General features: G+C 63.0%; 21 protein-coding genes and 1 pseudogene (1 of these 22 running past the window's edge). 13 read left to right on the plus strand and 9 right to left on the minus strand.

Going from position 1 to position 24671, the window contains the following annotated elements:
- The 3 genes from Aeroheme_RS16830 to Aeroheme_RS16840 all read right to left on the minus strand — a co-directional run.
- A protein-coding gene (locus Aeroheme_RS16830; RefSeq protein WP_411166239.1) for an NAD(P)H-dependent flavin oxidoreductase crosses the window boundary here: on the minus strand, positions 1-52 show its 5' end (the start). It extends 995 nt beyond the left edge of the window; 52 of the gene's 1047 nt are visible here — the first part of the coding sequence; the start codon lies at positions 50-52; its stop codon lies beyond the left edge, outside the window.
- Positions 49-330, minus strand: a complete 282-nt coding sequence (locus Aeroheme_RS16835; protein WP_106884869.1) for a Pathogenicity locus — start codon at positions 328-330, stop codon at positions 49-51. The genes Aeroheme_RS16830 and Aeroheme_RS16835 overlap by 4 nt, the downstream gene beginning before the upstream one ends.
- Before the next feature lie 70 nt (positions 331-400).
- A complete protein-coding gene (locus Aeroheme_RS16840) occupies positions 401-1042 on the minus strand; it encodes a ribonuclease T2 family protein (RefSeq protein WP_411166240.1) in 642 nt (213 codons plus the stop codon).
- A 233-nt stretch (positions 1043-1275) separates the two neighbouring features.
- On the opposite strand from Aeroheme_RS16840, the gene Aeroheme_RS16845 reads away from it, so the two are divergent.
- The gene (locus tag Aeroheme_RS16845) at positions 1276-1836 is read left to right on the plus strand and encodes a carbonate dehydratase (protein WP_106884870.1); all 561 of its coding nucleotides are present in this window, start codon (positions 1276-1278) and stop codon (positions 1834-1836) included.
- Between the two features lie 66 nt (positions 1837-1902).
- Here Aeroheme_RS16845 and Aeroheme_RS16850 read toward each other — a convergent pair whose 3' ends face one another.
- From Aeroheme_RS16850 to Aeroheme_RS16860, 3 genes are all read right to left on the minus strand, one after another.
- A complete protein-coding gene (locus tag Aeroheme_RS16850) occupies positions 1903-4962 on the minus strand; it encodes a cytochrome c peroxidase (protein WP_411166241.1) in 3060 nt (1019 codons plus the stop codon).
- Between the two features lie 204 nt (positions 4963-5166).
- Positions 5167-7062, minus strand: coding sequence for a PhoX family protein (locus Aeroheme_RS16855; protein WP_411166242.1), 1896 nt, complete (start codon positions 7060-7062; stop codon positions 5167-5169).
- Between the two features lie 192 nt (positions 7063-7254).
- Positions 7255-8160, minus strand: coding sequence for an S-adenosyl-l-methionine hydroxide adenosyltransferase family protein (locus Aeroheme_RS16860; RefSeq protein ID WP_393937328.1), 906 nt, complete (start codon positions 8158-8160; stop codon positions 7255-7257).
- Between the two features lie 173 nt (positions 8161-8333).
- Between Aeroheme_RS16860 and Aeroheme_RS16865 the strand changes: the two genes are divergently transcribed.
- Positions 8334-8795, plus strand: a complete 462-nt coding sequence (locus Aeroheme_RS16865; RefSeq protein ID WP_262113742.1) for a hypothetical protein — start codon at positions 8334-8336, stop codon at positions 8793-8795.
- 9 nt (positions 8796-8804) lie between these two features.
- Here Aeroheme_RS16865 and Aeroheme_RS16870 read toward each other — a convergent pair whose 3' ends face one another.
- Positions 8805-10037: an MFS transporter gene (locus Aeroheme_RS16870; RefSeq protein WP_411166243.1), complete on the minus strand. Its 1233-nt coding sequence runs from the start codon at positions 10035-10037 to the stop codon at positions 8805-8807.
- 235 nt (positions 10038-10272) lie between these two features.
- Here Aeroheme_RS16870 and Aeroheme_RS16875 point away from each other — a divergent pair, with 235 nt between their 5' ends.
- From Aeroheme_RS16875 to Aeroheme_RS16920, 10 genes are all read left to right on the plus strand, one after another.
- Entirely contained in the window at positions 10273-11190 is a 918-nt protein-coding gene (locus Aeroheme_RS16875) for a LysR family transcriptional regulator (RefSeq protein WP_411166244.1), read from the plus strand.
- Between the two features lie 138 nt (positions 11191-11328).
- A complete protein-coding gene (locus Aeroheme_RS16880) occupies positions 11329-11952 on the plus strand; it encodes a CsgG/HfaB family protein (protein ID WP_240454983.1) in 624 nt (207 codons plus the stop codon).
- Positions 11953-11963: 11 nt separating this feature from the next.
- Complete coding sequence (locus Aeroheme_RS16885; protein WP_139750739.1) at positions 11964-12323, plus strand: DUF4810 domain-containing protein; 360 nt, start codon at positions 11964-11966, stop codon at positions 12321-12323.
- Positions 12320-12973 carry a DUF799 domain-containing protein gene (locus tag Aeroheme_RS16890; RefSeq protein WP_204356827.1) on the plus strand — a complete coding sequence of 218 codons (654 nt, stop codon included), beginning with the start codon at positions 12320-12322 and terminating at the stop codon, positions 12971-12973. The genes Aeroheme_RS16885 and Aeroheme_RS16890 overlap by 4 nt, the downstream gene beginning before the upstream one ends.
- Positions 12974-13237: 264 nt before the next feature.
- Positions 13238-14671, plus strand: coding sequence for a GGDEF domain-containing protein (locus Aeroheme_RS16895; RefSeq protein WP_411166245.1), 1434 nt, complete (start codon positions 13238-13240; stop codon positions 14669-14671).
- A gap of 101 nt (positions 14672-14772) precedes the next feature.
- Complete coding sequence (locus tag Aeroheme_RS16900; protein WP_411166246.1) at positions 14773-16017, plus strand: DEAD/DEAH box helicase; 1245 nt, start codon at positions 14773-14775, stop codon at positions 16015-16017.
- 214 nt (positions 16018-16231) lie between these two features.
- On the plus strand, positions 16232-17527 hold the full coding sequence (locus Aeroheme_RS16905) for a ferric reductase-like transmembrane domain-containing protein (protein WP_411166247.1): 1296 nt from the start codon (positions 16232-16234) through the stop codon (positions 17525-17527).
- Between the two features lie 206 nt (positions 17528-17733).
- Positions 17734-18129 (plus strand): hypothetical protein, encoded by a 396-nt coding sequence (locus Aeroheme_RS16910; RefSeq protein WP_411166248.1) that lies wholly within the window; start codon positions 17734-17736, stop codon positions 18127-18129.
- A gap of 351 nt (positions 18130-18480) precedes the next feature.
- Complete coding sequence (locus Aeroheme_RS16915) at positions 18481-18936, plus strand: GNAT family N-acetyltransferase (RefSeq protein WP_411166249.1); 456 nt, start codon at positions 18481-18483, stop codon at positions 18934-18936.
- A 785-nt stretch (positions 18937-19721) separates the two neighbouring features.
- Positions 19722-20297, plus strand: coding sequence for a hypothetical protein (locus Aeroheme_RS16920; protein WP_408817816.1), 576 nt, complete (start codon positions 19722-19724; stop codon positions 20295-20297).
- 132 nt (positions 20298-20429) lie between these two features.
- On the opposite strand, the pseudogene Aeroheme_RS16925 reads toward Aeroheme_RS16920, so the two are convergent.
- Both Aeroheme_RS16925 and aguA read right to left on the minus strand, forming a co-directional pair.
- Positions 20430-22134, minus strand: a pseudogene (locus Aeroheme_RS16925) (amidase).
- Between the two features lie 161 nt (positions 22135-22295).
- Entirely contained in the window at positions 22296-23393 is a 1098-nt protein-coding gene (gene aguA, locus Aeroheme_RS16930; protein ID WP_411166250.1) for an agmatine deiminase, read from the minus strand.
- Positions 23394-23539: 146 nt separating this feature from the next.
- On the opposite strand from aguA, the gene Aeroheme_RS16935 reads away from it, so the two are divergent.
- Positions 23540-24451 carry a LysR family transcriptional regulator gene (locus tag Aeroheme_RS16935; RefSeq protein ID WP_411166251.1) on the plus strand — a complete coding sequence of 304 codons (912 nt, stop codon included), beginning with the start codon at positions 23540-23542 and terminating at the stop codon, positions 24449-24451.
- Positions 24452-24671 lie beyond the last annotated feature (220 nt).

The raw sequence follows: 24671 nt of genomic DNA on the forward strand, positions 1-24671 counted from the left end.
TGGGCGCCTGGATGATGGGGTAGCGCATCCCCAGCTCGGCAAACAGGCTCATGCGCCGGGCTCTCCTTCTGTGACGGGGGCAGCCATGTGACTGCGCGCCAGCGCTATGGCGCCGTCTATGGCCCCTCTGGCCTGCGGGCTGTTCTGCCAGCAGCTCGAGCCCAGCATGCTGGCCACCAGCCGGACTATGTGGCCAGTATCCGCCTCGGCCAGCTCACTCAGGGTGTGATACCCCAGCTGTTCGAGCCGCCCGATGACTGTGGGACCCACCCCTTTCACCCCGAGCAGCAAGCTGCGTTCCCGTGCCGAAAACTGTTTCACGTCGCTCATTGCGGAGCTCCTTTCCGATGGCTGTAGTTGCAGATCAGGCCCGCAAGGGGCCCGATGAAGAGAGAGAAGGCTAACGCACGCTGCGCAGCAGGAAATCCGGCTGGCCGCAGGAGCGACGCTCCCGCTTTTGCATCTCGTCCGAGCAGGGAACGGCATCCGTCCCTTCCTTGTTGATACAGATGTAGATCTCCCGCAGGAAACGCCCTCCGTCGGCGCAGGCCACAGTGATGTTGTCAGGAGCCAGCCAGTCGTTGGCACCGGCCAGATCCGCCTTGAGCTGGAAGGTACTCTTGCGCAACGGCTCGACCGGGGATTGGTAGGCCGCCGGGATCCGCACCTTCTGACGCAGATCCCTGGCCAGTTGATGGAATGCCTCCTGATTCAGGCCGGAGCAGGTGCCGTGTTTTTCCCACTCATGACCATAGAGGAAGCGGCTGGGATAAAGACCGGCAAAATCCTGCTCCATAGCGGGATCCAGTCGCTCGCGGGTACAGTTGCCGGGGTAGCCGCGCTGATATTGGGGCCAGAGCCCGTGCAGCACGAAGCCCAACTGCCGGCTGCACTGCTCTCGATCGGCTGGCTTGATGGCGCAGTGCTCAGGTGACCAGGAGAGCGCCAGGGCGTAGTAGTCAAACTCACCGGGCCGTCCCTTGGCCTGCACGGCCTGGGCACACAGCAAGAAAGCCGCGAGGAGCAGCATCATCTTCTTCATGTCATCGTCTCCGTCATCCCAATCAGGCCCCCTTCTGGCGAGGAACACGGCCTGTCGTCAGGTCCCATGCTCCCATACAAGGGAGTCAAAGAACAACCATGTGAAATGCCCTTACCAAGAGTGGGTCAGACCAGTAAAGGGTTCCCCCTCCCGGATCAGAGGCGTAAGCTGACTCTCCGGCGAGCCTCTGCGTCCCGCCATTTTCCCCGATTTCATCAGCAACAGGACATGACATGATCCGCAAGAATCCCTCCGGTCACCTTCCCGTTATCGACGAGTCCGCCTACATCGACAAGACCGCCATCATCTGCGGCAAGGTGATCATCAAGGAGAATGTGTTTGTCGGCCCCTACGCCGTGATCCGTGCCGACGAGGTGGATGAGAGCGGCGACATGGAGCCCATCGTCATCGGAGCCAACTCCAACATTCAGGACGGCGTGGTGATCCACTCCAAGTCCGGCGCCGCCGTCACCATAGGCGAATACAGCTCCATCGCCCACCGCAGCATAGTGCACGGCCCCTGCGAAGTGGGTAACCGGGTCTTCATCGGCTTCAACAGCGTGCTGTTCAACTGCCACATAGGCGAGGGCTCAGTGGTGCGTCACAACTCGGTGATCGACGGCTGCGATCTGCCCCCCGGCTTCTATGTGCCCTCCACCACCCGCATCAACCAGCAGAGCGATCTGGCCCAGATCCCCCGCGTCACCGTGGATGCCACCGAGTTCTCCGAAGACGTGGCCCACACCAACATCGACCTGGTCAAGGGTTACAAGGCACTCTCCAACGAGTTCTGAGTCCTGGTATGACAATGAACAACGGGCGCCGCAGCGCCCGTTGTTCGTCATCCTGGCATGCCGGAGTTAGCGGGCCCGCACGCAGACGGCCCCGTGAGCCTCCTGTGGCAGATCGCCCATCACCTCACCGTAACCCAGATCGAGCAGGGAGGCCTCCCCCTCGTCATTGGGAGCGTCACTGCTCCAGACCCGGCTGTAGAGCGGCCAGCCATGCCCCGTCAGCAGCGTCATCTCTTCGCCGGCCTGATGATAAGTGGCAAACAGGCTCGCCAGCTCATCGGCTCCCGGCAGGCGCCAGTCATCGTGACCTCGGGCCACCAGTTGCTGGCAGAACTCTCGCGCCCGCCCCTGGCTCATCACCACATAGTCGATGGCAAAGGGGTTGTAGTCCCCATCCTCATCCCTGGCGCTGCCATCGTAGTCGATGCCGATCCGGTCGGCCTCGGCACGGGTCAGCGGGCAGAGGAAGGAGAGCATCCCCGCCGCCAGTTCGGGTTGATGGCAACCCAGGCCAAAATCGGGCTGGGCATCCACCACCTGCACCGCCACCCTGAGGGTGCGACTCCCCGCGCTTAGCTGCACGCCGGCAGACCCCACTGCCAGGGCTGTGATGACGCCACTGCCATCGACCCTCAGCAGTTCGGGTTGATCGCTGCGCCATTGCACGACCTCGTATACCGGAGTCTCGCTGCCGTCACTCAGCCGCAGGCCAGGTTGCAGGGAGAGGCTCTGCCCCACCTCCAGCCGGGGCTGGGCGGGCGTCACCACCAGCTCGACCGGGATGGCGCCGACGGCCTCATCATCATCCACCTGGCTCAGTCCCAGCTCGGCCACTGTGGCCGGGGTGCGCCTTGGCTCGGCGGAGGCACTGCGCAGGAACTCGCCGATGGCCTCCAGCTCGTCGTTGGAGAGCCCCAGGGCATGAAGGCGATCCGAGGCCTTGGGGAAGAAGGGATCGTGTATGTCCACCCCGGTCGGGAAGCCGACCCCGCTGCTCCACTTGGTGACGCCGAAGTTGTACATGGCCACTACCCCCTGCACAGAGCCACCGAGCCGCTGGGCCAGGATGGGGAAGACCCCGTTGTGCATATAGGGGCCGGTGAAGGCCACGTCCCTCAGGCTGGGGGTCTTGAACAGCCCCATGTCTGCCTTCAGCCTGGTCTGCAGGAAGCGGCCCCTGTCCTCTAAGTTGCGGCCGTAATAGGTCAGCCCCAGGCTCTCGAACTTGTGCTGGCTCAGCAAGGGGCCCGAGTGGCAGTTCATGCAGCGCCCCTCGGTGCGAAACAGGTGCATGCCCCACAGCGCCTTGTCGCTCATAGCCTGCCCATCCCCCTTGACGAAGCGCTCCAGCGGGCTTTCGCTGCTGATGATGGTGCGCTCGAAGGTGGCGATGGCCTTGGCGACCCGATCCAGGGTAATGGTCTCGTCGCCGAAGGCGGCGGCAAAGGCGGCCGGGTAGTCGCTGCTGGCCCGCAGCCGCGCCAGCAGTTCGTCGTGATCGAGGGCCATCTCCACCGGGTTGCTGATGGGATGGAGCGACTGCTCCTCCAGGGTGGCGACCCGTCCGTCCCAGAACTGGCTGCTGCTGTAACCGGCATTGAGGATGGTCGGGGCATTGCGGGTCCCCTTCTGCCCCAGATGGCCGACCGAGACGCTCAGGCCATCGCCCCAGCCTTTTTGCGGATCGTGACAGCTGGCGCAGCTGATGTCGCGGGCCTGGGATAGCTGCTTGTCGAAGAAGAGTTGCTGGCCCAGCACCACCTTGGCCCGGCGGTAGGGGTTGTCAGCCGGGAAGGGCATGGCGGGCAGGGGGCCCAGCTCCTGCCACTCTACCCCCTCGTCCACCATGGCCGCCGGCCACTGACCCGGGTCGCCGGCATATTGGGCCCGCAAGGAGGCCAGATCCGGCATATCGCTGCTGCGCGTCACCGAGGGGCGCAGCGGATAGAGGGAGATCGCGAACCAGAGCAGGCTGGCCTCCCCCTCATCGCGCCACGCCTTGGTCAGCGGCTGGTAGAGCCGCGCCAGCCCGGTGCCATCTTGCAACCAGATCCACTCGGGCAAGGGGGTGGTGAAGGTGTTGGGATAGCGCCACCCCAGCTTGTCGCTGCCAAGCAGGCGCTCGAATTCGGCCAGGGTCGGCAGACGCCATGACTGCTGGCCGCAGCTGCTCGGCGCCACCAGCGCCGCTCTCGTGACGCGGGCCGAGGCGGCAAAGCCCTCCCCCGGCAGCCAGAATTGGCTGCCCTTGACCCCGGTGGCGGCACGGGCATCGTGCAGACAGTGCCAGGCCCCCCGGGTCAGCAGGCGGCCCTGTTCATCCAGTCGCAGCAGCTCGGCGGTCTCCGGCTCCTCCGGCATCACGGGACTGGCCGGATAGAGCTGCAACCGGGCGGCCTGGATGGCCTCCCCGTTGCTGTGGCTATACCAGTTGCGGGCGGCGCTGTCGTCCCGCAGGGCCAGCAGCATCTGCCAACTGTCGGGATAGTTGAGCTCGGCCCCCAGCCGCTGGGCTCGCAGCAGGGCCGCATACTCCTGCATCTCGGCCTGCTGTTGCAGGCGGATCTCGCCGGTCAGCCCCCACTCCGCCATCTCCAGCACAGCGTCCCCATTGCGATCCGCCAGCAGGAAGAGCGCCGTCTCCTCCTCGTCGAGCCGCAGGGAGGGGGCGGCGGCGCGCCGGGCACGGGACTCGCCGGCCGCGAGATCCGCCACCCGGGCCGTGCTGGCCCTCAGTATGTATCCCTCCTGCTCCCCGACAAGCTCAAGGGGCGCCGCCAGCAGCAGGCCCGCAGGCAGTGTCAGGGTCGGGTTGCCCTGACCGCTCAGGATTGCACTCGTCTCCATGCCGGTGGCGCGCTGGCGCAGGCTCAGGGTAGCCCCGGATGCCAGCCGCTCGCCGATATCAATGGTCAGGGTCAGCTCGGCCCGGGTATGGGTCTGCTCCGGGGGCGTCACCGGCGGGGTGACTGGCGGCGGGATGACGGGCGGTGTCACCGGAGGCGTCACAACGGGAGGGGTGACAACAGGAGGCGTGACCGGCACGTCGGGATCCTGGCCCTCGCTGCGGTTGTCATGGCAGGCACTCAGGACCAGCAGGCTGGCCAGCAGGAATATGGGTTTCATCGTGTTGATTGGAGTGGTCGGACAAGCCGGCGATTATCCAGTCAAATGCCAATCATTATCAATCGCTTCTTGGCGATATTTTTTTAGTCTGGCGCCAGGCAGGGTGATGGTCACCAACAAGTCCCTGCGGCCCGTTGCGCCCGTCAACGACAGAGCCGCCCGCAGGCGGCTCTTTTCATCACAGGCAGGGCGGGTTGGCGGCCGTCAGGCCCCTATGATGCCGCCATCGTCCCGGGTGATCCGCAGCACGGCGGAGCGGGGAATGCTGGTGCCGCCGTCCGGGAAGTGGGAGGGCGCCAGCTCTTCACCCGGGTGCTGCACCCCGACGAACAGGGTGCGCCAGTCCGGGCTGAAGGTGAGCCCCGTGATCTCGCAAGCAATGGGGCCGGTCAGGAAGCGGCGCACCTCGCCGCTCGCCGGATCGGCGCACAGCATCTGGTTGTTGCCCATGCCGGCAAACTGCTTCTCGTTGGAGTAGTCGCCATCGGTCTGGATCCAGAGCCGCCCCGCCTCGTCGAAGCCGATGCCGTCCGGGCTGTTGAACATGTTGTCCGGATGGATGTTGGCACTGCCCGCCATCAGCCCCTCTTTATGAACGCCGGGGTTGCCCGCCAGCAGGAAGAGATCCCACTCGAAGCTGTCACTGCCGTGATCGCCCGCGGTCGGGCGCCAGCGGATGATCTGGCCATAGGGGTTCTCGGCCCTGGGGTTGGTGCCATCGAGGGGCTGGTTCTCCTTGAGGCCGCGGTTCTTGTTGTTGGTCAGGGTGCAGTAAGCCTCGGCCCTGTGGGGATGCACGGCCACCCACTCCGGCCTGTCCATGGTGGTGGCGCCGAGCCGGGTCGCGGCCTCCCGGGCGAAGATGAGCACCTCCCCCTGATCGGCGAAGCCGTTCTCCCGGGTCAAGCCGTGCTGGCCGTGCATCAGGGGTAGCCACTGGCCTGTGCCCTTGAGCTCCCCCTCCTTGGCCTCGAAGCGGGCCACATAGAGGGTGCCTTCGTCCAGCAGATCCCGGTTGGCAGGGTCATTGCCCGGCGCCACCTTGTTCTTCGAGACGAAGCGATAGATGTGCTCGCCCCGCTCGTCATCGCCGAGGTAGACCACGGCGCGGCCATCCTGGTTGACGGTAAAGGCCGCGTTCTCATGCTTGAAGCGGCCAAGGGCGGTGCGCTTCTTCGGGGTGGAGGCGGGATCCTTGGGGTCAATCTCCACCACCCAGCCGAAGCGGTTCGGCTCCTGGGGATGTTTGGCAAGATCGAAGCGCTCGTCGAACCTGTGCCAGCCAAAGCCCGCATCCTCGGCGGCCAGGCCGTAGCGGGTGGCGCGCTGGTCCAGCACCGGCTTGCCCGCACTGCCGAAGTAGCCGTTGAAGTTCTCCTCGCAGGTGAGGTAGGTGCCCCAGGGCGTCTGGCCGTTTGAGCAGTTGTTGAAGGTGCCGAGGGCGGTGCGCCCCTCAGGATCGGCCTGGGTCTTGAGCAGGGCATGGCCTGCCGCCGGGCCGCTCAGTGTCATGGGGGTGGTGGCCGTGATGCGGCGATTGAGGGCCCCCTTGGGGTTCGCCTGCCACTTGCCATCGATGCGCACCAGCTCCACCAGGGAGATCCCGTGGGCCGCCTGGGCCTTGGCGACGGCGCCGGCATCGAGCGCCTTGCCGCCATCCGCAAACAGGTATTCGTAGTTGGTGTATTCGTTGTTGACGGCGAGCAGGGCGCGATCCGGGCCCAGGGGGAAGAAGCTCATGCCATCGTTGTTGTCACCAAACTGGCGCGCCTGGGCCTTGGCGTCATTGCTCTGGGCGAAGGCGGGGGCATCGGCGAACAGGGCATCCCCCCAGGCGATCAGCACCTCGGCCTTGTAACCCGGTGGCACCACTATGGCGTCGGCCACAGAGGCGGGCACGGCCTGGAAGCCCAGCAAAGGCTGGGTGGCGGCGGCCACGGCGCGGGCTACCGGATTTGCGGCAAAAAAAGCCACCATGCTGGCGGCGCCGACCCCCTTCAAGAAGCCCCGGCGGCTCAGCCCGGCCTCGATCAGGCGGTTGAACTCAGGCTCCTGCTCCCTGGGATGGTTGGCGCTGTCTTTCTCGTCAAAACGGCTCATCGGCTTTTCCTTGTTCTCTCTGCTGGCATCATGGCTCACGAATTTGCTCCGGCCACAGCATGGCGAGCATGTATTAAGCAATGATGACAATTGACACCCATTGGTGGCACAAGCAGTCAGGAGGCCAGGAGGGCTCAATGCAAGAGGGAGGCATTGCGCCTCCCTCTTGCCATCGATGTAGCCGCTAGCCTGTCAGCACTTCTTCAGGCTGACGTGCCAGTTGGCACCGGATTGCACCTGGTGCTTGGCGGCGAAGCTGTCCATGTTCAGCGCCACCGAGACCTGCAGCAGGCTGTTGAGGTAGATAAGCGGCTGGCCTTCCGGCACATCGCCGAAGCTGCTGACGTAGGGGGCCTTGCCCTCGTATTTGAGCGCATCCCCCTCGCTTATCCTGAAGCAGGCCTGGTCCCCCTTGTTGATCCCCGCCTTGGTCAGCAGGGCGTCGTCGATATTGGTCCAGACGTTGCCGTACTGCACATCCAGGATGGGGATGGTGCCCTTCAGGGTGCCATCCTGCTCGGCCACCGCCGGCTGGTAGGGAATGGTCACCACCGCGGCGGGCAGCAGGGGCCCCACCTGCTCGAAGCCGATGGCGCCGGAGGCGAGCCGCGCCCCCGTGTAGGCGTAGACGTCGCGACCGTGGAAGGTGTAGGACTTCTCGGAGCCCTTGAGCCGGTTGCGCTTCTCGTCTATCTGGCGCACCGCCTCTATGCCGAAGTGCTCGGCCACCAGGGTCAGGGTGCCGTTGTCAGGGGAGACTATGTAGTGGCCGCTCTTGGTCTTGAGCACCACTGACTTGCGATCCGTGCCCACACCCGGATCCACCACGCTCACGAAGACGGTGCCCTTGGGCCAGTAGTTGAGGGTCTGATAGAGGCGGTAGGACGCCTCCCAGATGTTGTAGGCCGGGATCTCGTGGGTCAGATCCTGCAGCGGCAATGTCCTGTCCACCCCGAAGGCGACCCCCTTCATGGCGGAGACGGCGCCATCCTTGAGGCCGAAGTCGGTCTGGAACACCAGAGCCTCGCTTGCGAAGGCGCCAGCCCCCACCAGAGAGAGGGCGAGCACCAGGGCGCGGGGAAGGGTACGAATATCCATATCAGAACTCCTTGTGAAGGATGCAACAGAGAAATAGAAATCTAGACGTCCAGAATGCCATTTCATATCTCCTTTGCAACCCCTGATGCCCGAATGGGGAGAAAAGAGTCGCCAATCCGGCCCGTGGGGGTGTATCCATGGTGCTGGCCAGGCAGAGTCACGGAGACAGTGAGATGACGAAGACGGGAAGCAGCACACTTTTGCTGAGTCTGGGTGACAGGGAGAGCCGGGTAAGGCTCACCGGAGAGGATGGCGTCAGCCGGGAGTTCGTCCTGGCCCTGGGCCTGGATGCCCTGACCCCAGGCCCCTTTAGCCGGGATCCGCCGACACCCCTCGAGCTGGAGCAGGCCATCATGGTGGTGGAGGATGTGCTGATGCCCCTCGCGGCCCATGTTCCGCCTCACCCTCTGGTTGAGCTGCACAGCCCAGTGCCCCTGGCCGAGGCCCTCGGCAGCCATGAGTTGAGCCGGGAGAGCATAGAGCGGCTGTTCGGCCAGCTGGTCGCCATGGTGGAAGGGGATCCCCTGGCATCGGCCCAGTTGCCCAGAGATCGCCGTTTCGCCGCCGCCCTGCTGATCCTGCGGGAGTGGATGCACCATCTGGATGCCGGGAGCGTCGCTCTGGTCGACCAATGACGACGCCAGTCAGGGGGCGGGCTCGAAGCGCCTGCGCGACAGGGCCCAGGCCAGCACCAGGCTGATCAGCGTGCTGCCGACGGCGAGCAGATCCAGCGCCGCCAAGAGACCCGCCCCATCGCTCACCCAGCCCAGCAACACGGGCACCCAGTTCGCCACATAGGCGATCACATAGAAGAGGGAGACCAGCCGCGCATGGCTGGCGGGGGGCGCGATGCGATTGATCAGGGTCGCGCTGCCCACAAACACGGCCCCCTGGGCGTAACCGGCCACCAGCAGCCCGAGCCCCGCCAGCCAGCCCGGCAAACCGTGCACGGCACCGGCAAACAGCAGCACGCAGAGCGCCAGGGCCAGACAGCCGCTTTGCAGGGTGTGGCGGGCATCGAGGCGACGCGCCCACAGCTGGCAGAGCCCGGAGAACACCAGATAGGCCGCGATGAGATAGCCGAACAGCCCCAGATCCCTCATCCCCAGCAACTGGCTCACCACCTTGGGGCCTATTGCCAGCAGGCTGGCCGCCACCGCCCAGGCGGTGAAGAGCGCCAGGGCGCAGAGCAAGAACCCGGCCCCCGTGGCCCTGAGCCCCTCCCCCAGGGATCCCCCGCCCTGCCCGCTCGCGGCGGGTGCCGCCATCCTGGCGCCCCTGGGCCAGCTCAGCACCAGCCCCGCGATGGCGCAGCCCGCCATCCCCAGGATCAGCAGAAATGGCACCCGGGTCGGGTAGAAGTCCAGTTGCAGCGCCAGGCCGCTGAACACTGGCCCCAGCGCCAGCCCGGCGGTGAAGGAGAGGGTGGCGCTCAGGGCCGCCCGCTTGCCGCCGTCCTTGGGGCCAAAGCGCAGCAGCGCCACATTGGCGGCGCCGGTCAGGGCCCCCGTGCCTATCCCGGCCAGGACCCGCGCCAGCAGCAGCGACCAGAAGCTGTCTGCCAGGGAGAAGAGCAGGGCGCCCCCCGCGACCGCCAGCAGGGCGGGCAGGATCAGGATGCGCAGATCCGCCACCCGTCCCGCCAGATTGCCCACCCCGAACAGGGCGATCAGCACGCCCCCCGCATAGCCGCCATAGATGAGGCTGAGGCCGAGATCGCTCAGGGCCAGCGCCGCCTGATAATGGGGATAAAGCGGGGTGGGCACGCTGCTGTTGAGCAGGGCCGACATCAGGGCCAGGGCCAGAAACCAGAGCAGGCGGGGGCGAACATCGACCTCGCTGCCCTGGGCAGCAGTTTGGGCGCAGGGGGATGACATGAAAGCTCCAATCACAAACAGGGGAACCGCTATCGGGAGCGACATCATAGCGATCCCGCTCGCACCGGGCTGCGGCAGTTCTGCATCATGGCGATTCAAACTTGCATCACAGGGGCGCTTGTCCCGTACCGCCTTGAGTGCTCAGGTGCGGACGGGCGGCCTCTTGTGCTGCCGCCCCCGCTGACATCTAATACCCCGGCGCCAATCGGGCGCCCTGCTTGAGCGAGGAGCAAGCATGATCAACTGGGATGACGCCCGCTTCTTTCTGGCCCTGGCACGGCGGGGCAGCCTGCGCCGGGCCGGCCTCGAACTCGGGGTCGATCAGGCCACCGTCGGGCGGCGGGTCGGCCTCTTCGAGCAGCAGCTGGGGGCCAAGCTGTTTATCCGCACCCCCAGGCACTATCGGCTCAGCCCACTGGGGGAGACGCTCCTGCCCCAGGCACAGGCCATGGCACAGGCGGCCCTGGCCATGGATCGCGCGGCCAGCCAGGGGGAGCTGGAGGGGGAGATCTGCATCGCCACCACGGATACCCTGGCCCAGGGCTTCGTGTTGCCGGCCTTCAGCCTGCTGCGCCAGCGCCACCCCGGCATCCGCCTCAAGCTGCTGACCGCGGTCAGCGTGAGCGATATCCCCAATCAGGAGGCGGATCTGGCCATTCGCAGCCTGCGCCCCGAGCAGGGGGATCTGGTGGTCAAACGGCTCGCCACCATCAAGATGGGGCTCTACGCCTCCCCCGACTACCTGGCCCGCCGTGGCACGCCCCACTCGGGCCAGGCGCTGCATCAGCACGACCTGCTGCTCTTTCCCAGGGAACTGGTGGCCCGCCACTGGCTGAGCCTGTGCGGCGAACCTCTCCATGAGCCCAATGTGGTGTTGCAGAGCAACGCCCAGCTGGTGCTGATGGGGGCCGCCCGCCAGGGCCTCGGCATAGCGCTGCTCTCCACCTTCCTCGCCGAGGAGGAACCAGGCCTGGTGCGCCTGCTGCCTGACCAGCACGACCCCATCGACATCTGGATGGTGCTGCACCCGGATGTGCAGAAGACGGGGCGGATGCGTGCCCTGGTGGCAGCCCTGGAGGAGGTGTTCCAGCGCCATCAGGAGACCCAGCCCCCTGCCCTCCCCGCCACGCCGGCCCAAACGCACACTGATTGAGCGGTTATGCCCCCCATACGGGGCACTTTCTTCGCAGCGAACCATGCTAGAGTCCGCCGTTGTTTTTTTCCTTAAATAACGGGGCCTTACATGAAGAAGTTTGTTGTTTCATCCAGTGTCATTTTGATGGCGGTATTGTTGACAGCTTGTGCAAGCGAGTCGTCGCGCTCCCTGGAAGTGCCCAAAGTCGCCTCTTATCAGAGCCACTATCAGGGCACTCGCAGCCCCATCGCCGTCGGCAAGTTTGATAACCGCTCCAGCTACATGCGTGGCATCTTCTCCGACGGCGTTGACCGACTGGGCAGCCAGGCGAAAACCGTGCTGATCACCCATCTGCAGCAGACAGGCCGCTTCAGCGTGCTGGATCGCGACAACATGGAAGAGATCAAGGCGGAAGCCGGGATCAAGCAACAGGCCCAGCAGCTCAAGGGCGCCGACTATGTGGTCACAGGTGACGTCACCGAGTTTGGTCGCAAGGAAGTCGGTGATCATCAGCTGTTTGGCATCCTGGGTCGCGGCAAGTCCCAGATCGCCTATGCCAAGGTCAACCTCAACATAGTCAAGGTCACCACCTCTGAAGTGGTCTTCTCGTCCCAGGGCGCCGGGGAGTACGAACTCTCCAACCGCGAGATCGTCGGCTTCGGCGGCACCGCCAGCTACGACTCCACCCTGAACGGCAAGGTGCTGGATCTCGCCATCCGGGAAGCCGTCAACAACCTGGTGAGCGGCATCGAGACCGGCGCCTGGCGCCCGGCCCAATGAGGAGAGACGAGATGACCATGTCCAAGCTTTCCCTGCTGCTGGCCAGCGGCCTGCTGCTGAGTGCCTGTGCCCAGGCACCAAAGACGCTCTACAACTGGGATCAATACCAGGGGGTGGTTTACCAGCACATGCAGGGTGAGGACACCGGGGTTGAAGCCCAGATCGATGCGCTGGAGAAAAACCAGCAAGAGGCCAGCGCCAAGGGCCAGGCGGTGCCGCCCGGCTTCCACGCTCACCTGGGCATGCTCTATGCCCAGCTCGGCAAGGATGCGCAGACCCGCGAGCAGTTCGAGACCGAGAAACGCCTCTTCCCGGAATCGGCACCCTTCATGAACTTCCTGATGTCCAACCAGAAGGGGGCGACCCAATGACACTGCGCACTTTCCTTGCCCTGATGCTGGGCACCCTGCTGCTGAGCGGCTGCGCAAAGGGCCCCGGCTACGACTACGGCAACTTCAAGGAGAGCAGACCGACCTCCATCCTGGTGTTGCCACCGGTGAATCACTCGCCTGATATCAAGGCGGGGGCCAGCCTGCAGTCCCAGATCACCTACCCGCTCGCCGAGTCCGGCTATTACGTGCTGCCGGTGGCGGTCACCAACGAGACCTTCCGGCAGAACGGGGTGACCGAGCCGACGGACATTCATGCCCTGCCCATCAAGAAGCTCCACGAGATCTACGGTGCCGATACCGCGCTGTACCTCGACATCAAGGACTACGGCACCAGCTATCTGGTCATCTCCAGCGAGACTGTGGTCACCGCCAGCGCCCGTCTGGTGGATCTGCGCACCGGCAAGCTGCTGTGGGAAGGCAGCGCCAGCGCCAGCAGTGCCGAACAGCAGAGCAATTCGGGAGGCGGCCTCATCGGCATGCTGGTGGTAGCGGTGGTCAACCAGATTGCCAACACCATCACCGACAAGGGCCATGAAATCGCCGGGATCACCAGCGTCAGGCTGCTCAGCGCCGACATGCCCAACGGCATTCTCCATGGCCCCTACTCACCGAAGTCCCAGACAAGGTAAGTCCCCCAGGCCCAGTACGACAGAGGGCGTCATGCCCTCTTATTCCGCTACCACCACCAGTTTGCCCTTCCCTTGCCATCGCATGTGACGTGATCGTCTATCTTGTTGATATTGGCGGTTCATTTTTCGTTCACTGGTTGCTCGGGCCCCCAATTTCGTCTGGTGATGCCGGGCAAAATCAGTTACAAAAAGCCCACTGTCACCACCCGGGAGCGTCACGGCATGGCTGGATCACTGTTGCGCACCCTGCCCCGCAGGTGGCTGATGCGATTCTCACTCCTTTGCCTTGCGCTGGCGGGGCTGGGGCTGGTGTTCAACTACACCTACCTCAGCATCAGGCACGACATGCAGCTCATCACCGCCAAACAGCCGAACCTGTTCGAGCTGTTTTATCAGCGGGCCCGCATACTGGCGCCGGAGAAACTGGCCAGCTTCATCGACAACAGCAGCATCAAGACCCCCATCTTCAGCGAGAACGGGGATGCGACTGCCTATGCCTATGGCTATGACCTCGCCACCCTGGCTCGCCTGGCGGTCATTCCCATACTGCCGCCCGCCAACCAGATGCTCAGCACCTACCAATATCTGCTCTCCTACCCCGAGGTCCTCAACCTATACGCCTTCTATAACGATCGGCGCATCCTTGGCATGGTGGGCGACAAGCGGATGCTTCCGGGCGAGCTGCAGCCGGTCAACACCAACCTCAATGACATAGAGCCCTGGACCCACTATTTCGGCTGCGCCGCCTTCGCCGCCACCCATGTTCCCTGCAGCACGGATGAGGCTCAGGTATCCGACATCTACACCGATACCTTCACCGGGTTGAAGACCATCACCCTCTACTTCCCCTTCGTCTTCTACGATCCGGCGCTAGCGGACTACCGCTATGGCCTGACGGGCATAGACATCGCCATCGACGAGGCATTCAAGGATGTGTTGCGCCCCTTCGAGAGTCTCAACCCGACCCGGACAGTCCTCTCCTTCGAGGAGGTGGAGCCCTGCCGCCCCTGGCATCTCTGCCTGAGCACCCCGCTCATGAAGACCAAGGCCGGCAACGACCTCTTTCTCAAGTGGTCATACAGCTACGGCGATGTCGTCCGTGCCGTGCTCTATGGCCCGGCCTTCAAGCTCTATCTGATCGTCCTGCTGCTGCTCATGCTGACGGGCCGTGGCATCTACGGCCGCCTGCGCACCCTGGCACTGACAGATCACCTGACCCGGCTACCGCGACGGGACATCCTGGAACAAGCCCTGCTGAAGGAATACGACTTCCTGATGCTGCTGGACATAGACAACTTCAAGTCCATCAACGACACCCATGGCCACGGGGTGGGAGATCTGGCCCTCGTCGCCTTCGCCCGTCATCTGACGACCAACATGCGCAAGGGGGACAAGGCCATCCGCTGGGGGGGCGAGGAGTTTATCATCCTCTACAAGGGGCTCAATGACAGGGCCAGCATGCGCCAGGCTGTGACCCGTCTGCTGGCATCACAGCTTCAGATCCCGGAGCTGCCCGCCCCCATCACCTTCTCGGCGGGCGTCATCCGCATCCGCGATTACCTGACCGTCGCCGAGGCCACCGATCTCGCCGATGCGCTGCTCTACCACGTCAAGCAGCATGGCAAGCACAACATCGCCTATTACCAGGGGCAGGAGATCAGGCTGATCCGAGACACGGGCACCAACCCGGTCACCTGATCGGCTCGGCTTCTGCCGCGCCCCCTCTATCTGCTACCATCCCGGCCACGATCATTGTTCCCGTCACGGCCCTGGCCGCGATAACCCCACACTGGTGCCCTATGTCCATTGCCTCCTTTGCCGAACTGGCCCTCTCCCCCCGCCTGCAGCAGACCCTGAGCGATCTCGGTTATGCCGCGCCCACCCCGGTGCAGGCCAGCGCTATCCCCCTCATTCTGGCGGGGCGGGATCTGATGGCGGGGGCCCAGACCGGCACCGGCAAGACCGCCGCCTTCGTGCTGCCGCTGCTGGAGCAGCTGATGCAACACCCAGCGAGCGACGCCGTCCGCCCCATCCGCGCCCTGGTGCTGGTGCCGACCCGCGAGCTGGCGGTGCAGGTCTTTGAGAGCGTGGCGCGCTACGGGCAGGGCACTAGCCTCACCAGCGCCCTGGTCTATGGCGGGGTCAGCATCGCCGCCCAGGTGGAGGCGCTTCAAGCCGGGGTGGATATCCTCATCGCCACCCCGGGCCGATTGCTCGACCATCTGCGCCAGGGGGCCCTGAGCCTTGAGAGCCTCCGCCATCTGGTGTTCGACGAGGCGGACAGGATGCTCGACCTGGGCTTTATGGACGAGATCACCGCGCTGCTCAGACAGATACCGGCGGATCGCCAGACCCTGCTGTTTTCGGCCACCTGCGACGACAACCTGTTTGCCTTGAGCCGCGTGCTCTTGCGCGACCCCGAGCTTATCGAAGTGGCACCGCGCAACACCACGGCAGCCGAGGTGGAGCAGCGGGTCTATGCGGTGGATGGGGAGCGCAAGCTGGCGCTGGTGGAGCACCTGATCAAGGTGAAGGGCTGGGCCCCTGTGCTCATCTTCAGCCGCACCCGTCAGGGGGCCGACAAGCTGGCCCAGCAGCTCGGCAAGGCGGGCATCAATGCGCTGGCCTTTCACGGGGATCTGTCGCAGAGCGCGCGGGAGAAGGTGCTGCTGGAGTTTCGCGCGGGCACCTTGCAGGCCCTTGTCGCCACCGACGTGGCGGCTCGCGGGCTGGATATCAGCGATCTCAACTACGTGATCAATCTGGAGTTCCCCCATCAGCCTGAGGATTACGTCCACCGCATAGGGCGCACCGGCCGCGCCGGCAACAAGGGGCTCGCCATCACCTTGTTCAGCCCGGAAGATGCGCCGCTCCTGGAGAAGGTGGAAGCCGTGCTCGACACCCGATTGCCCCAGCAGTGGTTCCCGGGTTTTGAGCCCGATCTCACCCGCTTCGACCCCGAGCCGCGCCGCAGCGGCAAGGGCGCCCAGAAGCAGAAAGCCAGAAAGCAGGCCCTCGCGGTCGGCAAGGGCAGCAAAGGCTGACCTCTGAGGCACTTTCGGGGGCTATCTCCATCCTGATGCTCCCCGCCTGGCACAGTGACCTGGCTCGGGCTTCCCTGCGCCCCCTTGCTCTCTCCCCTGACCAGGCCGCCCCAGAGCGGACCCTTTGCCACAATCTGCTACAAAAGAGGTAGTAAAGGGGCACACTCTGGCCACAAACCGGGTGTGCAATAGGGACATGGACAAGGAGAACCCCATGAAAACCGCATCCCTCCGCTGGACCCTACCCCTGACCCTCACCCTGATCTGGCTGCTTGGCTTGACCCAGTGGCCCACGGGCCTCTGGCCCTGGCGCCATGAACTGCTGATCCTGACCGGCTTGCTTGGCCTCGGCGCCATGACCCTCTCCCTGCTGCTGGCCCTGCGCCTGCCGAGGCTAGAAGTCTGGTGCGGCGGGCTGGATCGCATGTTACACCTGCATCGCAGCAGCGCCCTCTGGGCCAGCAGCACCCTGATCGCCCACTGGCTGCTGGTGGAGGCCCCCAAGTGGGCCGTCGCCGCCGACTGGCTGACCCGCCCGGCGCGCCGCGGTGCTGGTGCTGGTGCTGGTGCTGGTGCTGGTGCTGGCAACGATGCCCTGTGGCACAGCCTCGGCAATACCCTGGGGGAGTGGAGTTTCTATCTGTTGATCGCCCTGGTGGTGGTGAGCCTGCTCGCCGTGGTGCGCTACGAGCGCTTCAAGGTGGTCCACCGGCTGGCCCCCGTCATCTACCTGATGGGCTGGCTGCACGCACTCTGCCTGCTGCCGCGCATCGGCGTCATGACACCGGTCGGCCTGACCTTGCTCATCGGCGGCGGGTTGGGGGCCATGGGGGCGCTCTACTCCCTGTTTGGGCGGGTAGGCCAGAATGCGCGCCACCAGGGAACGGTGATCACTCTCGCCCCTCTGGATGAACGTACCCTGGAGATCAAGATTGCCCTTGCCACCGCCCTTCGCCACTACAATCCGGGCCAGTTCGCCTTCTTCGACTTCGCCGGGCGCGGCGAGCCCCACCCCTATACCCTGGTGGACGTCTCGGCGGATGGCCTCACCCTGACCCTGGCCGTGCGCGCCCTCGGGGATCACACCAACTGGCTGCACCAGCACCTCAAGGTGGGGGATGGGGTCACGGTGACAGGCCCCTATGGTGCCTTCGCCCTGCCCGACTCGGCCCCCGCCCTCTGGATGGGCGCCGGTATCGGTATCACCCCCTTCGTCGCCTGGCTGGAGGCCCTGGTGCGCCGCGGTGAGCAACGCCCCGGCACCACCTTGCTGCAATGCGCCCCCACCGCCGATGCCGCCCCCTATCACGCCCATCTGGCCGAGCTGTGCCGCCGGGCCGGGGTCGACTACAGGCTGCATCTGGAGTCCGAGCGCGGTCGGCTGGATCTGGCCGCACTCGGGGCGCGGCAACGGGCCCCCGTCTGGTTCTGCGGCCCCGAACCCATGGCGCAGACTCTGGATGCCCACCTGACATCGCCGCTGCATCGGGAGCTGTTTCGCTTTCGCTAACCTCAAGGTGAGGCGCATTGATTCAAGCGCATCATCAAAAAGGGCCTCCCCGGGGAGGCCCGTTTTGATCAGATGCACCTCGCTCAGGGCCTGTGCTGGCATCAACAAGACCCCGCTCTATGACAAAGACCATCACTTGGATATTGATGCAGCATGAATGAATCAATATCATCTCGCGGCCCTCTGGTCATGGATTCGGATGTTGTATGTCCTTTGAGAAAAAACACGGTGATTTCATCTTCAATGTGCAGGATCACCTGGTGACCTGTGAGCTGATCGGCCCTTTCAATGAAGAGGGTATGCTGGCGTGGGTTGCGGAGATAAAACGCGTGGTGGACAGCCTCGACGGGAAGCGCTTCTGCGCCCTGGTGGACCATCGCCAGCACCAGGGGGTGGTGCAGTCCGCGCTGCACCATCTGCAGGATATATATTCGTGGCTTGCCCAGAAGAACCTGGTGGCCATCGCCTCCCTCTATTCGGCCCAGGTGATCCATCACATCGCCCTCTCCTGCATGTCCCCCATCCATCCCGACCACATTCAGGGGTTCAACAGCCATCAGGAGGCCATCGCCTGGCTTGATGCGCAGTATGATTCGGACTAATCAGCGAAAGCCATTCACCCCTCCCGCTCGTTGTCATGCACGGGGGGAAGGGCTGGGATGAGGGAAGGTAAATGCCAGGGATTCGCTACCCTCAGTGCCAACCGGCCAGCGCAATAGGCTGATGCCGAGTCTGTGAAACCCAACATACGAGAGCGATATAGAAGGCAAACCCCACGCCATCTTGGGTCGATGAGCGCAGCTGCATCGCCTGTCTACCACCTAGCGTTTGAGCCACAAAAAAGCGGAACCCTTGAGGCAACCCCTGGCCCCGCTCGCCCGAATACCCTTCGCTATTCAAGCCTGCGGCCCTAAACTTCATGCCTTGGCAAGACGCTATGTGCCTGGAGAGATATGACACCCCCACATGAAATGGAACTGATCCATTGCGAACAAGACTCGCCCTATTTGGCGCGGCTGGAGCAGCTGTTCCAATCGGCGTGGCCAAACTTTCTGTTTCGCGATACTTACACCCAAAATGCGCGCTTGCCGCCTGTGCTGGTTGCAGTCATGGATGAGGTGGTGATGGGAGGGTTGGCTTACTCTCGCTTCAAGGAGCCCCATCGCAGCGGTGAAGTCATCTGGATCAATGCCGTGTTTGTCAGTGCAGAATACCGGGGTAAAGGCCTTGCCAGCCGACTCATCAATGCCGGTGTGTCACAGACATTGGCATCGTCACAAGACTATCTCTATGCCTATACGAATGTCCCGGCACTGTATCAATCCTTGGGGTGGTCTGAAGTCGATATTGAATGTGAGCCAGATCACAAGGTCATGGGCATTTCACTCAAGTCCCAGCTACCCGAATAAAAAGCGTCGAGGAAAACAGCCAGGATCCGCTGGGGAATAGGTGCAACCCCCTGTGTTTATCTGCCCTGGAACGACGCCGCCATCTTGGGTGAGCTGCACTTCCGCCGCCCGCACGCTACCGCCCCAGAAGCTCGCCACCAGTATCAAGGCCCCGGCCAGCCCGTATTTGATCCACGATTTCATCGTCTTGCTCCCCTCTCACCGGCCCCTTGCCACCCCAGTGGTAAGGGACCCATTTATCAGTGGGCAGAAGATAGGGGGGATTTGTGAGGAAAAAATGAGGTTGTGTGAAGCCAGGGTGAAGTCTGGGGGAAAGCCCGGAGAAATCAGGAGCGAACCACCACAAAGATAGCGATTGGCTGTGCGTGGAATAAGAGAGGTAAAGGCTTAAAACACACAATCACCGCCTTGATGTAGGGACGATTAGCGCAGCGTAATCGTCCGCATAACGCCGCGCACCGAATCATGGCAAAACCGGCAGGAAACTCCGGATGTCAGCGGCTTCTCGGTAAGCTCCCTTTCGCGATCGTCCGAATACGCTTCGCTATTCGGTATCTACGGCCTTGCGAACCTCACAACCCATTTTGGGCATCGGGTTGAGGGTCAGGGGGGGACACAGTAAAAAGGTTGGACTTCGCTGCGCGAAGCACCAGCCTCAATCTATTGGGGCAGGCCCTGCGGACGCCAATACATCTAATGTATTTCATACGAGACTCATTAAGGGGTACACTCAATCAGCTTTAATGCTGTAAACCTGTTTACCCTATTTTCAGTGGAGTATTCATATGTTTAATGGAATTCGTGTTTTCGATACTGTTTTAGATGGAAAGAATACAAGAGATATGGTTTCAAGAAACTCAGCTGATTTTTGGAGACCTTTCTGTAAATCAGCAGGATGGAACTTTAATTATGAACGAATCCATTCATTAGATGATCTTAAATATTTTTTTTCAAAGAAAATCAAAGAAGACATCATTATATTTTCAGGGCATGGTAATGAAAATGGATTCTATTTTTCAAATGGAGATTGCCTTGATGGAAAATCAAATAGTTTTATTCCAGTAAAAAACCATGGAAAAGTAATAATATTCTCCTCATGCCTCATTGGGAAAAGCGAGTGCACCTCACAATCCTTAAAATCATTTTTCTCCGCAGAAGCTCTCTTTTCATATCGGAATCTTATGTTAGATAGATTTTGCTTCCTAAATGAATCTATATTGCTCACCTCGATAGAACATAAGTTCAACAGGGGAAAAGGTAGCTTTACAGGAAATGATTTTATTGAGTTTCAAATACAAACTGACTTTATGAAAAACATGAATGAAAAGCATGTAAAACTACATCCTATGGTTATGTTTTAAAAAATCCAAATGGCTAATTAACGAGTGAATTTCATTTAACACCTAGGATGAAAATAAAAAACCACCCGCAAATGCAGGTGGTTATATGTTTTATCGCTGAGCTACCCCGAGATAGTTAATCCTTAACGGCAATCACCCCAACGGCGGCGTCCGCGGCGGCACCTGGCGCTTGCTGCCGGTGGACTCGAAGGCCGAGGCGAAGCGCAGCAGCTTGTTGTCGTCATAGGCTCGACCGGCGAAGGTCAGGCCCACCGGCATGCCGATATCGGCCATCACCCCCATGGGGACGGTGACGGTCGGCACGCCGAGATGGCGAATGGCGAGGTTGCCGTTGGCGACCCAGATGCCGTTGCTCCAGGCGATGTCGGCGGAGGCCGGATTTACATCCGCGTCAGCCGGGCCCACGTCGGCCACTGTGGGGAAGAGCACGGCGTCGAGCTTGAGCCCGTCCATCCACTCCTCCAGATCCAGCTTGCGGGTCTGCTCCAACCCACGCAGGCCGTCCGGCACCGATGCGATCTCGTCCCAGGATTTCAGACCGCGCTTGGCCATATTGACGTACTCGTCCATACCGGCCGCCAGATCACCCTCGCGGTTCGGCAGGGTCCCCGGATCGTGGGGGAAGATCTTGGGCCCGTCGACATCGGCCAGCTTGTTGAGCTTGGGATCGCCGTTGGCGCGCAGGAAGTCGTCGAATGCCCAGCCGGAAAGCTCCCACAGCTCGTCGTTGAGAAACTCTGGTGACACTATGCCGCGATTGAACACGGTCGGCGCGCCCGGTCTGTCCCCTTCGCAGTTGGAGACCAACGGGAAATCCACCTCGATGACTTCTGCGCCAGCGGCTTCCAGCGCCTGACGGGCCTCTTCCCAGAGGGCAATCACCGACGGGCGGGTATGGATACGCTGGCCGGTCGGGCCACCGATGCCGGGGTTCTCGCTGGTGCCCGCCAGTTCATCCTTGTTGATAAACATGCGCGGCACGCCGAGGCGCTTGCCCTTGAGGGCATCAGGCTTGGCGGCCAGCTCAAGGTAGGAGGCTGGACGCACCTCGGAAGCCTTGGGCAGTTGCACCCAGGGCTGCATGCGCCACAGATCGCCACGGGTGTCGGCATCGTCGGCGACCACCACGTCGAGCACTTCCAATAGGTCTGCCATGGTGCGGGCGTAGGGCACCACCACATCCATGGTCGGGGTCAGGGGCCAGTTGCCACGCACCGAAATCACGCCACGGGATGGTGTGTAGGCACAGAGGCCGTTGTTGGAGGCAGGGCCACGGCCGCTCGACCAGGTCTCTTCCGCCAGACCGAAGGCAGAGAAGCTGGCGGCGGTGGCGGGTACCGGCCCCGTTGGAGGAGCCGGAGGCAAAGGGCGCGGTGAGATACTCAGCGTTATAAGGGCTCTCGGCACGGCCATAGACGCCGCGCTGCATGCCGCCATTGGCCATGGGGGGCATATTGGTTTTGCCAAGGCAGATGGCACCGGCGGCGCGCAGCCGCTCAACGGTAAAGGCATCGCGCTGGGCCACCAGATCCTTGAAGGCAGGGCTGCCGGAGGCGGCGGTCAACCCCTTGACCAGATAGCTGTCTTTGGCGGTGTAGGGGATGCCGTCGAGCGGCCCCAGGGTCTCGCCACGGGCACGGCGCGCATCGGACGCTTGCGCCTCTTTCAGCGCATCGGGGTTGTGCACCACGACGGCATTGAGTTTGGTGTCAGTCTCGGGGCCGTTGTAGGCCTCGATACGGGCCAGATAGGCCTTGACCAGTTCGACCGCTGTGGTGCGGCCCGATTCGAGCGCGGCACGCAGCTCGGCAATGGAAACCTCGGTCACTTCGATCATTTTGATCTCCTGTAAAAGGGTGACTGTGTGCGGTATCGGCCAGGGCGGCCCTATCGCAAATGATTGCTTCGGGGTGATCGCCGCATTCAGCGCCCAACCACCCCCATATCAAGGGAGAAAACCCCACGATGTGGGGTTTTGAATACCAACTGGAACCGTTCTTATTTGCCGGACGGGATCTGCTGAGTAATGCAGTGAATATTGCCACCCCCCAGCAGGATTTCCCGGGCCGGCACGCCGACCACTTTATGCTCGGGGAAGATCTCTTCCAGAATCTGCTGGGCTTCGCCGTCGGTGGCGGCATCCAGCAGCGGGTAGACGATGCTGCCGTTGGTGATGAGGAAGTTCACATAGGAACCGGCCAGACGACCTTGTGCCTCGCGCGGCACACCGCTGCCGCTCTCGACACCGGCAGATTCCTCCTCGGTGCAGTAGAGCGGGCCCGGCTGGGGCAGCTTCCACACTTTCAGCTTGCGACCCTTGGCATCGACCGCCGCTTCCAGCACCTTGAGGGCGGCCAGGGAGCGCTCGTATTGCGGATCTGTCTCGTCGTCGGTCCAGTGCAGGGCCACTTCACCCGGGCGCACGAAGCAGCAGATGTTGTCGATGTGGCCGTCGGTTTCATCCATATAGACGCCTTCGTCCAGCCAGATAAAGCTCTGCACCCCCAGATAGTCGCGCAAGTGAGCCTCAATCTGCGCCTTGCTCAGGTGCGGGTTGCGGTTCTCGTTGAGCAGGCACTCGGCCGTGGTCATGCAGGTGCCTTCGCCGTCCACGTGGATGGAGCCCCCTTCCAGAATGAGCGGCGCGTCGTAGCGATCCATGCCGTGCTGCTCCAGCATCCGGGCTGCCACTTCCTCATCCTGATTCCAGGGGTAGTAGAGACCGCCCTTGTGGCCACCCCAGGCGTTGAAGCCCCAATCCACGCCGCGGCACTCGCCGGCGGCGTTGGTGACCACGGTCGGGCCTGTATCGCGGGCCCAGCAGTCATCGCTGTTCATCTCCACCAGGGTGACATGGGCGGGCATGATGGCGCGGGCCTGCTCCATGAACTGGGCGGGGACCCCCATAAAGACCGGGGTGGCCTGCCCTATGGCATCCGCCACCTTGGCGAAGGTGGCCTGCGCGAAGCGACCGGCCTCCCGCCAGTTGTCCGGGCGGAACGGCCAGATCATCCAGACGGCCTGCTGGTGCGCCCACTCGGCGGGCATGGTGAAGCCGTCGGCGGCCGGAATGGAGTTGATGGTCTTGATGCTCATCGCAAGGCTCCTTGCATGGATTGAGGCCCCCACATTGACCTGGGAACCCTGGAAAAATAAGAGTGGGTCGCAGTGTAAGAAGTTGCGTGCCCATCCATCAAATGAATAGGATGGATTGTCCCATAAACACGGCGAATAATCCCCCCATGAAACTGCACCAGCTCGACCTCAATCTGCTGCTCGCCCTTGACGCCCTGATGACGCAAGGGAGCGTGACCCGCGCCGCCGAATCGCTGTTTATCAGCCAGCCCGCCATGAGCCACGCCCTCAATCGCCTGCGGGCCTTCTTTGACGATCCGCTGCTGGTGCGTACCCCTCAGGGGATGCTGCCGACCCCCCGGGCCCAGCGGCTGCATCTGGGGGTGCAGCAGGTGCTGCGGCTGCTGGAGCAGCAGCTCTCCGAAGAGGAGCTGTTCGAGCCGCGCCAGTCGAAGCGCCGCTTCGTGCTCTGCACCACGGATTACGTGGAGTGCGTGCTGATCCCGCCCCTCATCCAGCGCCTCAGGAAGCTGGCCCCCGGGGTCACCATAGAGATCCGCATACTGCGCGACACCCTGCCGGAGGCGGAGCTGGCGAGCGGCGAGATCGATCTGGTGCTGGGGTTTGACGAGTACATGCAGGTGCCGGGGTATCTCGGCAAGGAGACCTGGCTCACCGAGCCCCTGGCCGGACTGGTGCGCGCCACCCTGGAGCTGGGGGAGGAGCGCATCACCCTCGCGCAGCTTATCGAGATGCCCCACGTGTTCCACTCGCCGCTGGGCACCTCGGAGGCGAGCCTGGACAGCTACCTGAAGAGCCTGGGCCATAGCCGCACCATCTCGGTCAACAGCCAGAGCTATATGTCCGCCGCCGCCATCGTCAGCCAGAGCGATCACCTCTTGGTGCTGCCGAGCATGGTGGCCGAGCTGCTCGCCAACCACTGGCCGCTGAAAAGCCTGCCCCTGCCGGCGGACGTGCCGGATTACCACCTCAACTGCGTCTGGCACCCGGTGCATGCGCAGCAGCCGGCCTTGATCTGGTTGAAGGGCCTGATGAAGGAGCTGGTGAGCCCTGACTAACCCCCCTCATCCCCAACCCTTCTCCCGCAAGGGGAGAAGGGAGCGGATCGACGCTCAGTGGCAAGTTCGTGGACAACCGGCTGGCCTGCCCAGGTGAGCGCCCCCCATCCCCAACCCTTCTCCCATTCTTTTGCAAGGGAGTGAGAGAAGGGAGCTGATACCTGGTCTGTGGAAAAATCTTGGCTCAACCTGCATGACCAACCCACAACGCCCAACAAAT

It is taken from the genome of Aeromonas sp. DSM 116730 (assembly GCF_046581335.1).
Lineage (GTDB): Bacteria > Pseudomonadota > Gammaproteobacteria > Enterobacterales > Aeromonadaceae > Aeromonas > Aeromonas rivipollensis.

Coding starts and splice junctions, on each gene's coding strand:
- Aeroheme_RS16835 (WP_106884869.1), bottom strand. CDS start 330: ATGAGCGACGTGAAACAGTTTTCGGCACGGGAACGCAGCTTGCTGCTC.
- Aeroheme_RS16840 (WP_411166240.1), bottom strand. CDS start 1,042: ATGAAGAAGATGATGCTGCTCCTCGCGGCTTTCTTGCTGTGTGCCCAG.
- Aeroheme_RS16845 (WP_106884870.1), top strand. CDS start 1,276: ATGATCCGCAAGAATCCCTCCGGTCACCTTCCCGTTATCGACGAGTCC.
- Aeroheme_RS16850 (WP_411166241.1), bottom strand. CDS start 4,962: ATGAAACCCATATTCCTGCTGGCCAGCCTGCTGGTCCTGAGTGCCTGC.
- Aeroheme_RS16855 (WP_411166242.1), bottom strand. CDS start 7,062: ATGAGCCGTTTTGACGAGAAAGACAGCGCCAACCATCCCAGGGAGCAG.
- Aeroheme_RS16860 (WP_393937328.1), bottom strand. CDS start 8,160: ATGGATATTCGTACCCTTCCCCGCGCCCTGGTGCTCGCCCTCTCTCTG.
- Aeroheme_RS16865 (WP_262113742.1), top strand. CDS start 8,334: ATGACGAAGACGGGAAGCAGCACACTTTTGCTGAGTCTGGGTGACAGG.
- Aeroheme_RS16870 (WP_411166243.1), bottom strand. CDS start 10,037: ATGTCATCCCCCTGCGCCCAAACTGCTGCCCAGGGCAGCGAGGTCGAT.
- Aeroheme_RS16875 (WP_411166244.1), top strand. CDS start 10,273: ATGATCAACTGGGATGACGCCCGCTTCTTTCTGGCCCTGGCACGGCGG.
- Aeroheme_RS16885 (WP_139750739.1), top strand. CDS start 11,964: ATGACCATGTCCAAGCTTTCCCTGCTGCTGGCCAGCGGCCTGCTGCTG.
- Aeroheme_RS16890 (WP_204356827.1), top strand. CDS start 12,320: ATGACACTGCGCACTTTCCTTGCCCTGATGCTGGGCACCCTGCTGCTG.
- Aeroheme_RS16895 (WP_411166245.1), top strand. CDS start 13,238: ATGCGATTCTCACTCCTTTGCCTTGCGCTGGCGGGGCTGGGGCTGGTG.
- Aeroheme_RS16900 (WP_411166246.1), top strand. CDS start 14,773: ATGTCCATTGCCTCCTTTGCCGAACTGGCCCTCTCCCCCCGCCTGCAG.
- Aeroheme_RS16905 (WP_411166247.1), top strand. CDS start 16,232: ATGAAAACCGCATCCCTCCGCTGGACCCTACCCCTGACCCTCACCCTG.
- Aeroheme_RS16910 (WP_411166248.1), top strand. CDS start 17,734: ATGTCCTTTGAGAAAAAACACGGTGATTTCATCTTCAATGTGCAGGAT.
- Aeroheme_RS16915 (WP_411166249.1), top strand. CDS start 18,481: ATGACACCCCCACATGAAATGGAACTGATCCATTGCGAACAAGACTCG.
- Aeroheme_RS16920 (WP_408817816.1), top strand. CDS start 19,722: ATGTTTAATGGAATTCGTGTTTTCGATACTGTTTTAGATGGAAAGAAT.
- aguA (WP_411166250.1), bottom strand. CDS start 23,393: ATGAGCATCAAGACCATCAACTCCATTCCGGCCGCCGACGGCTTCACC.
- Aeroheme_RS16935 (WP_411166251.1), top strand. CDS start 23,540: ATGAAACTGCACCAGCTCGACCTCAATCTGCTGCTCGCCCTTGACGCC.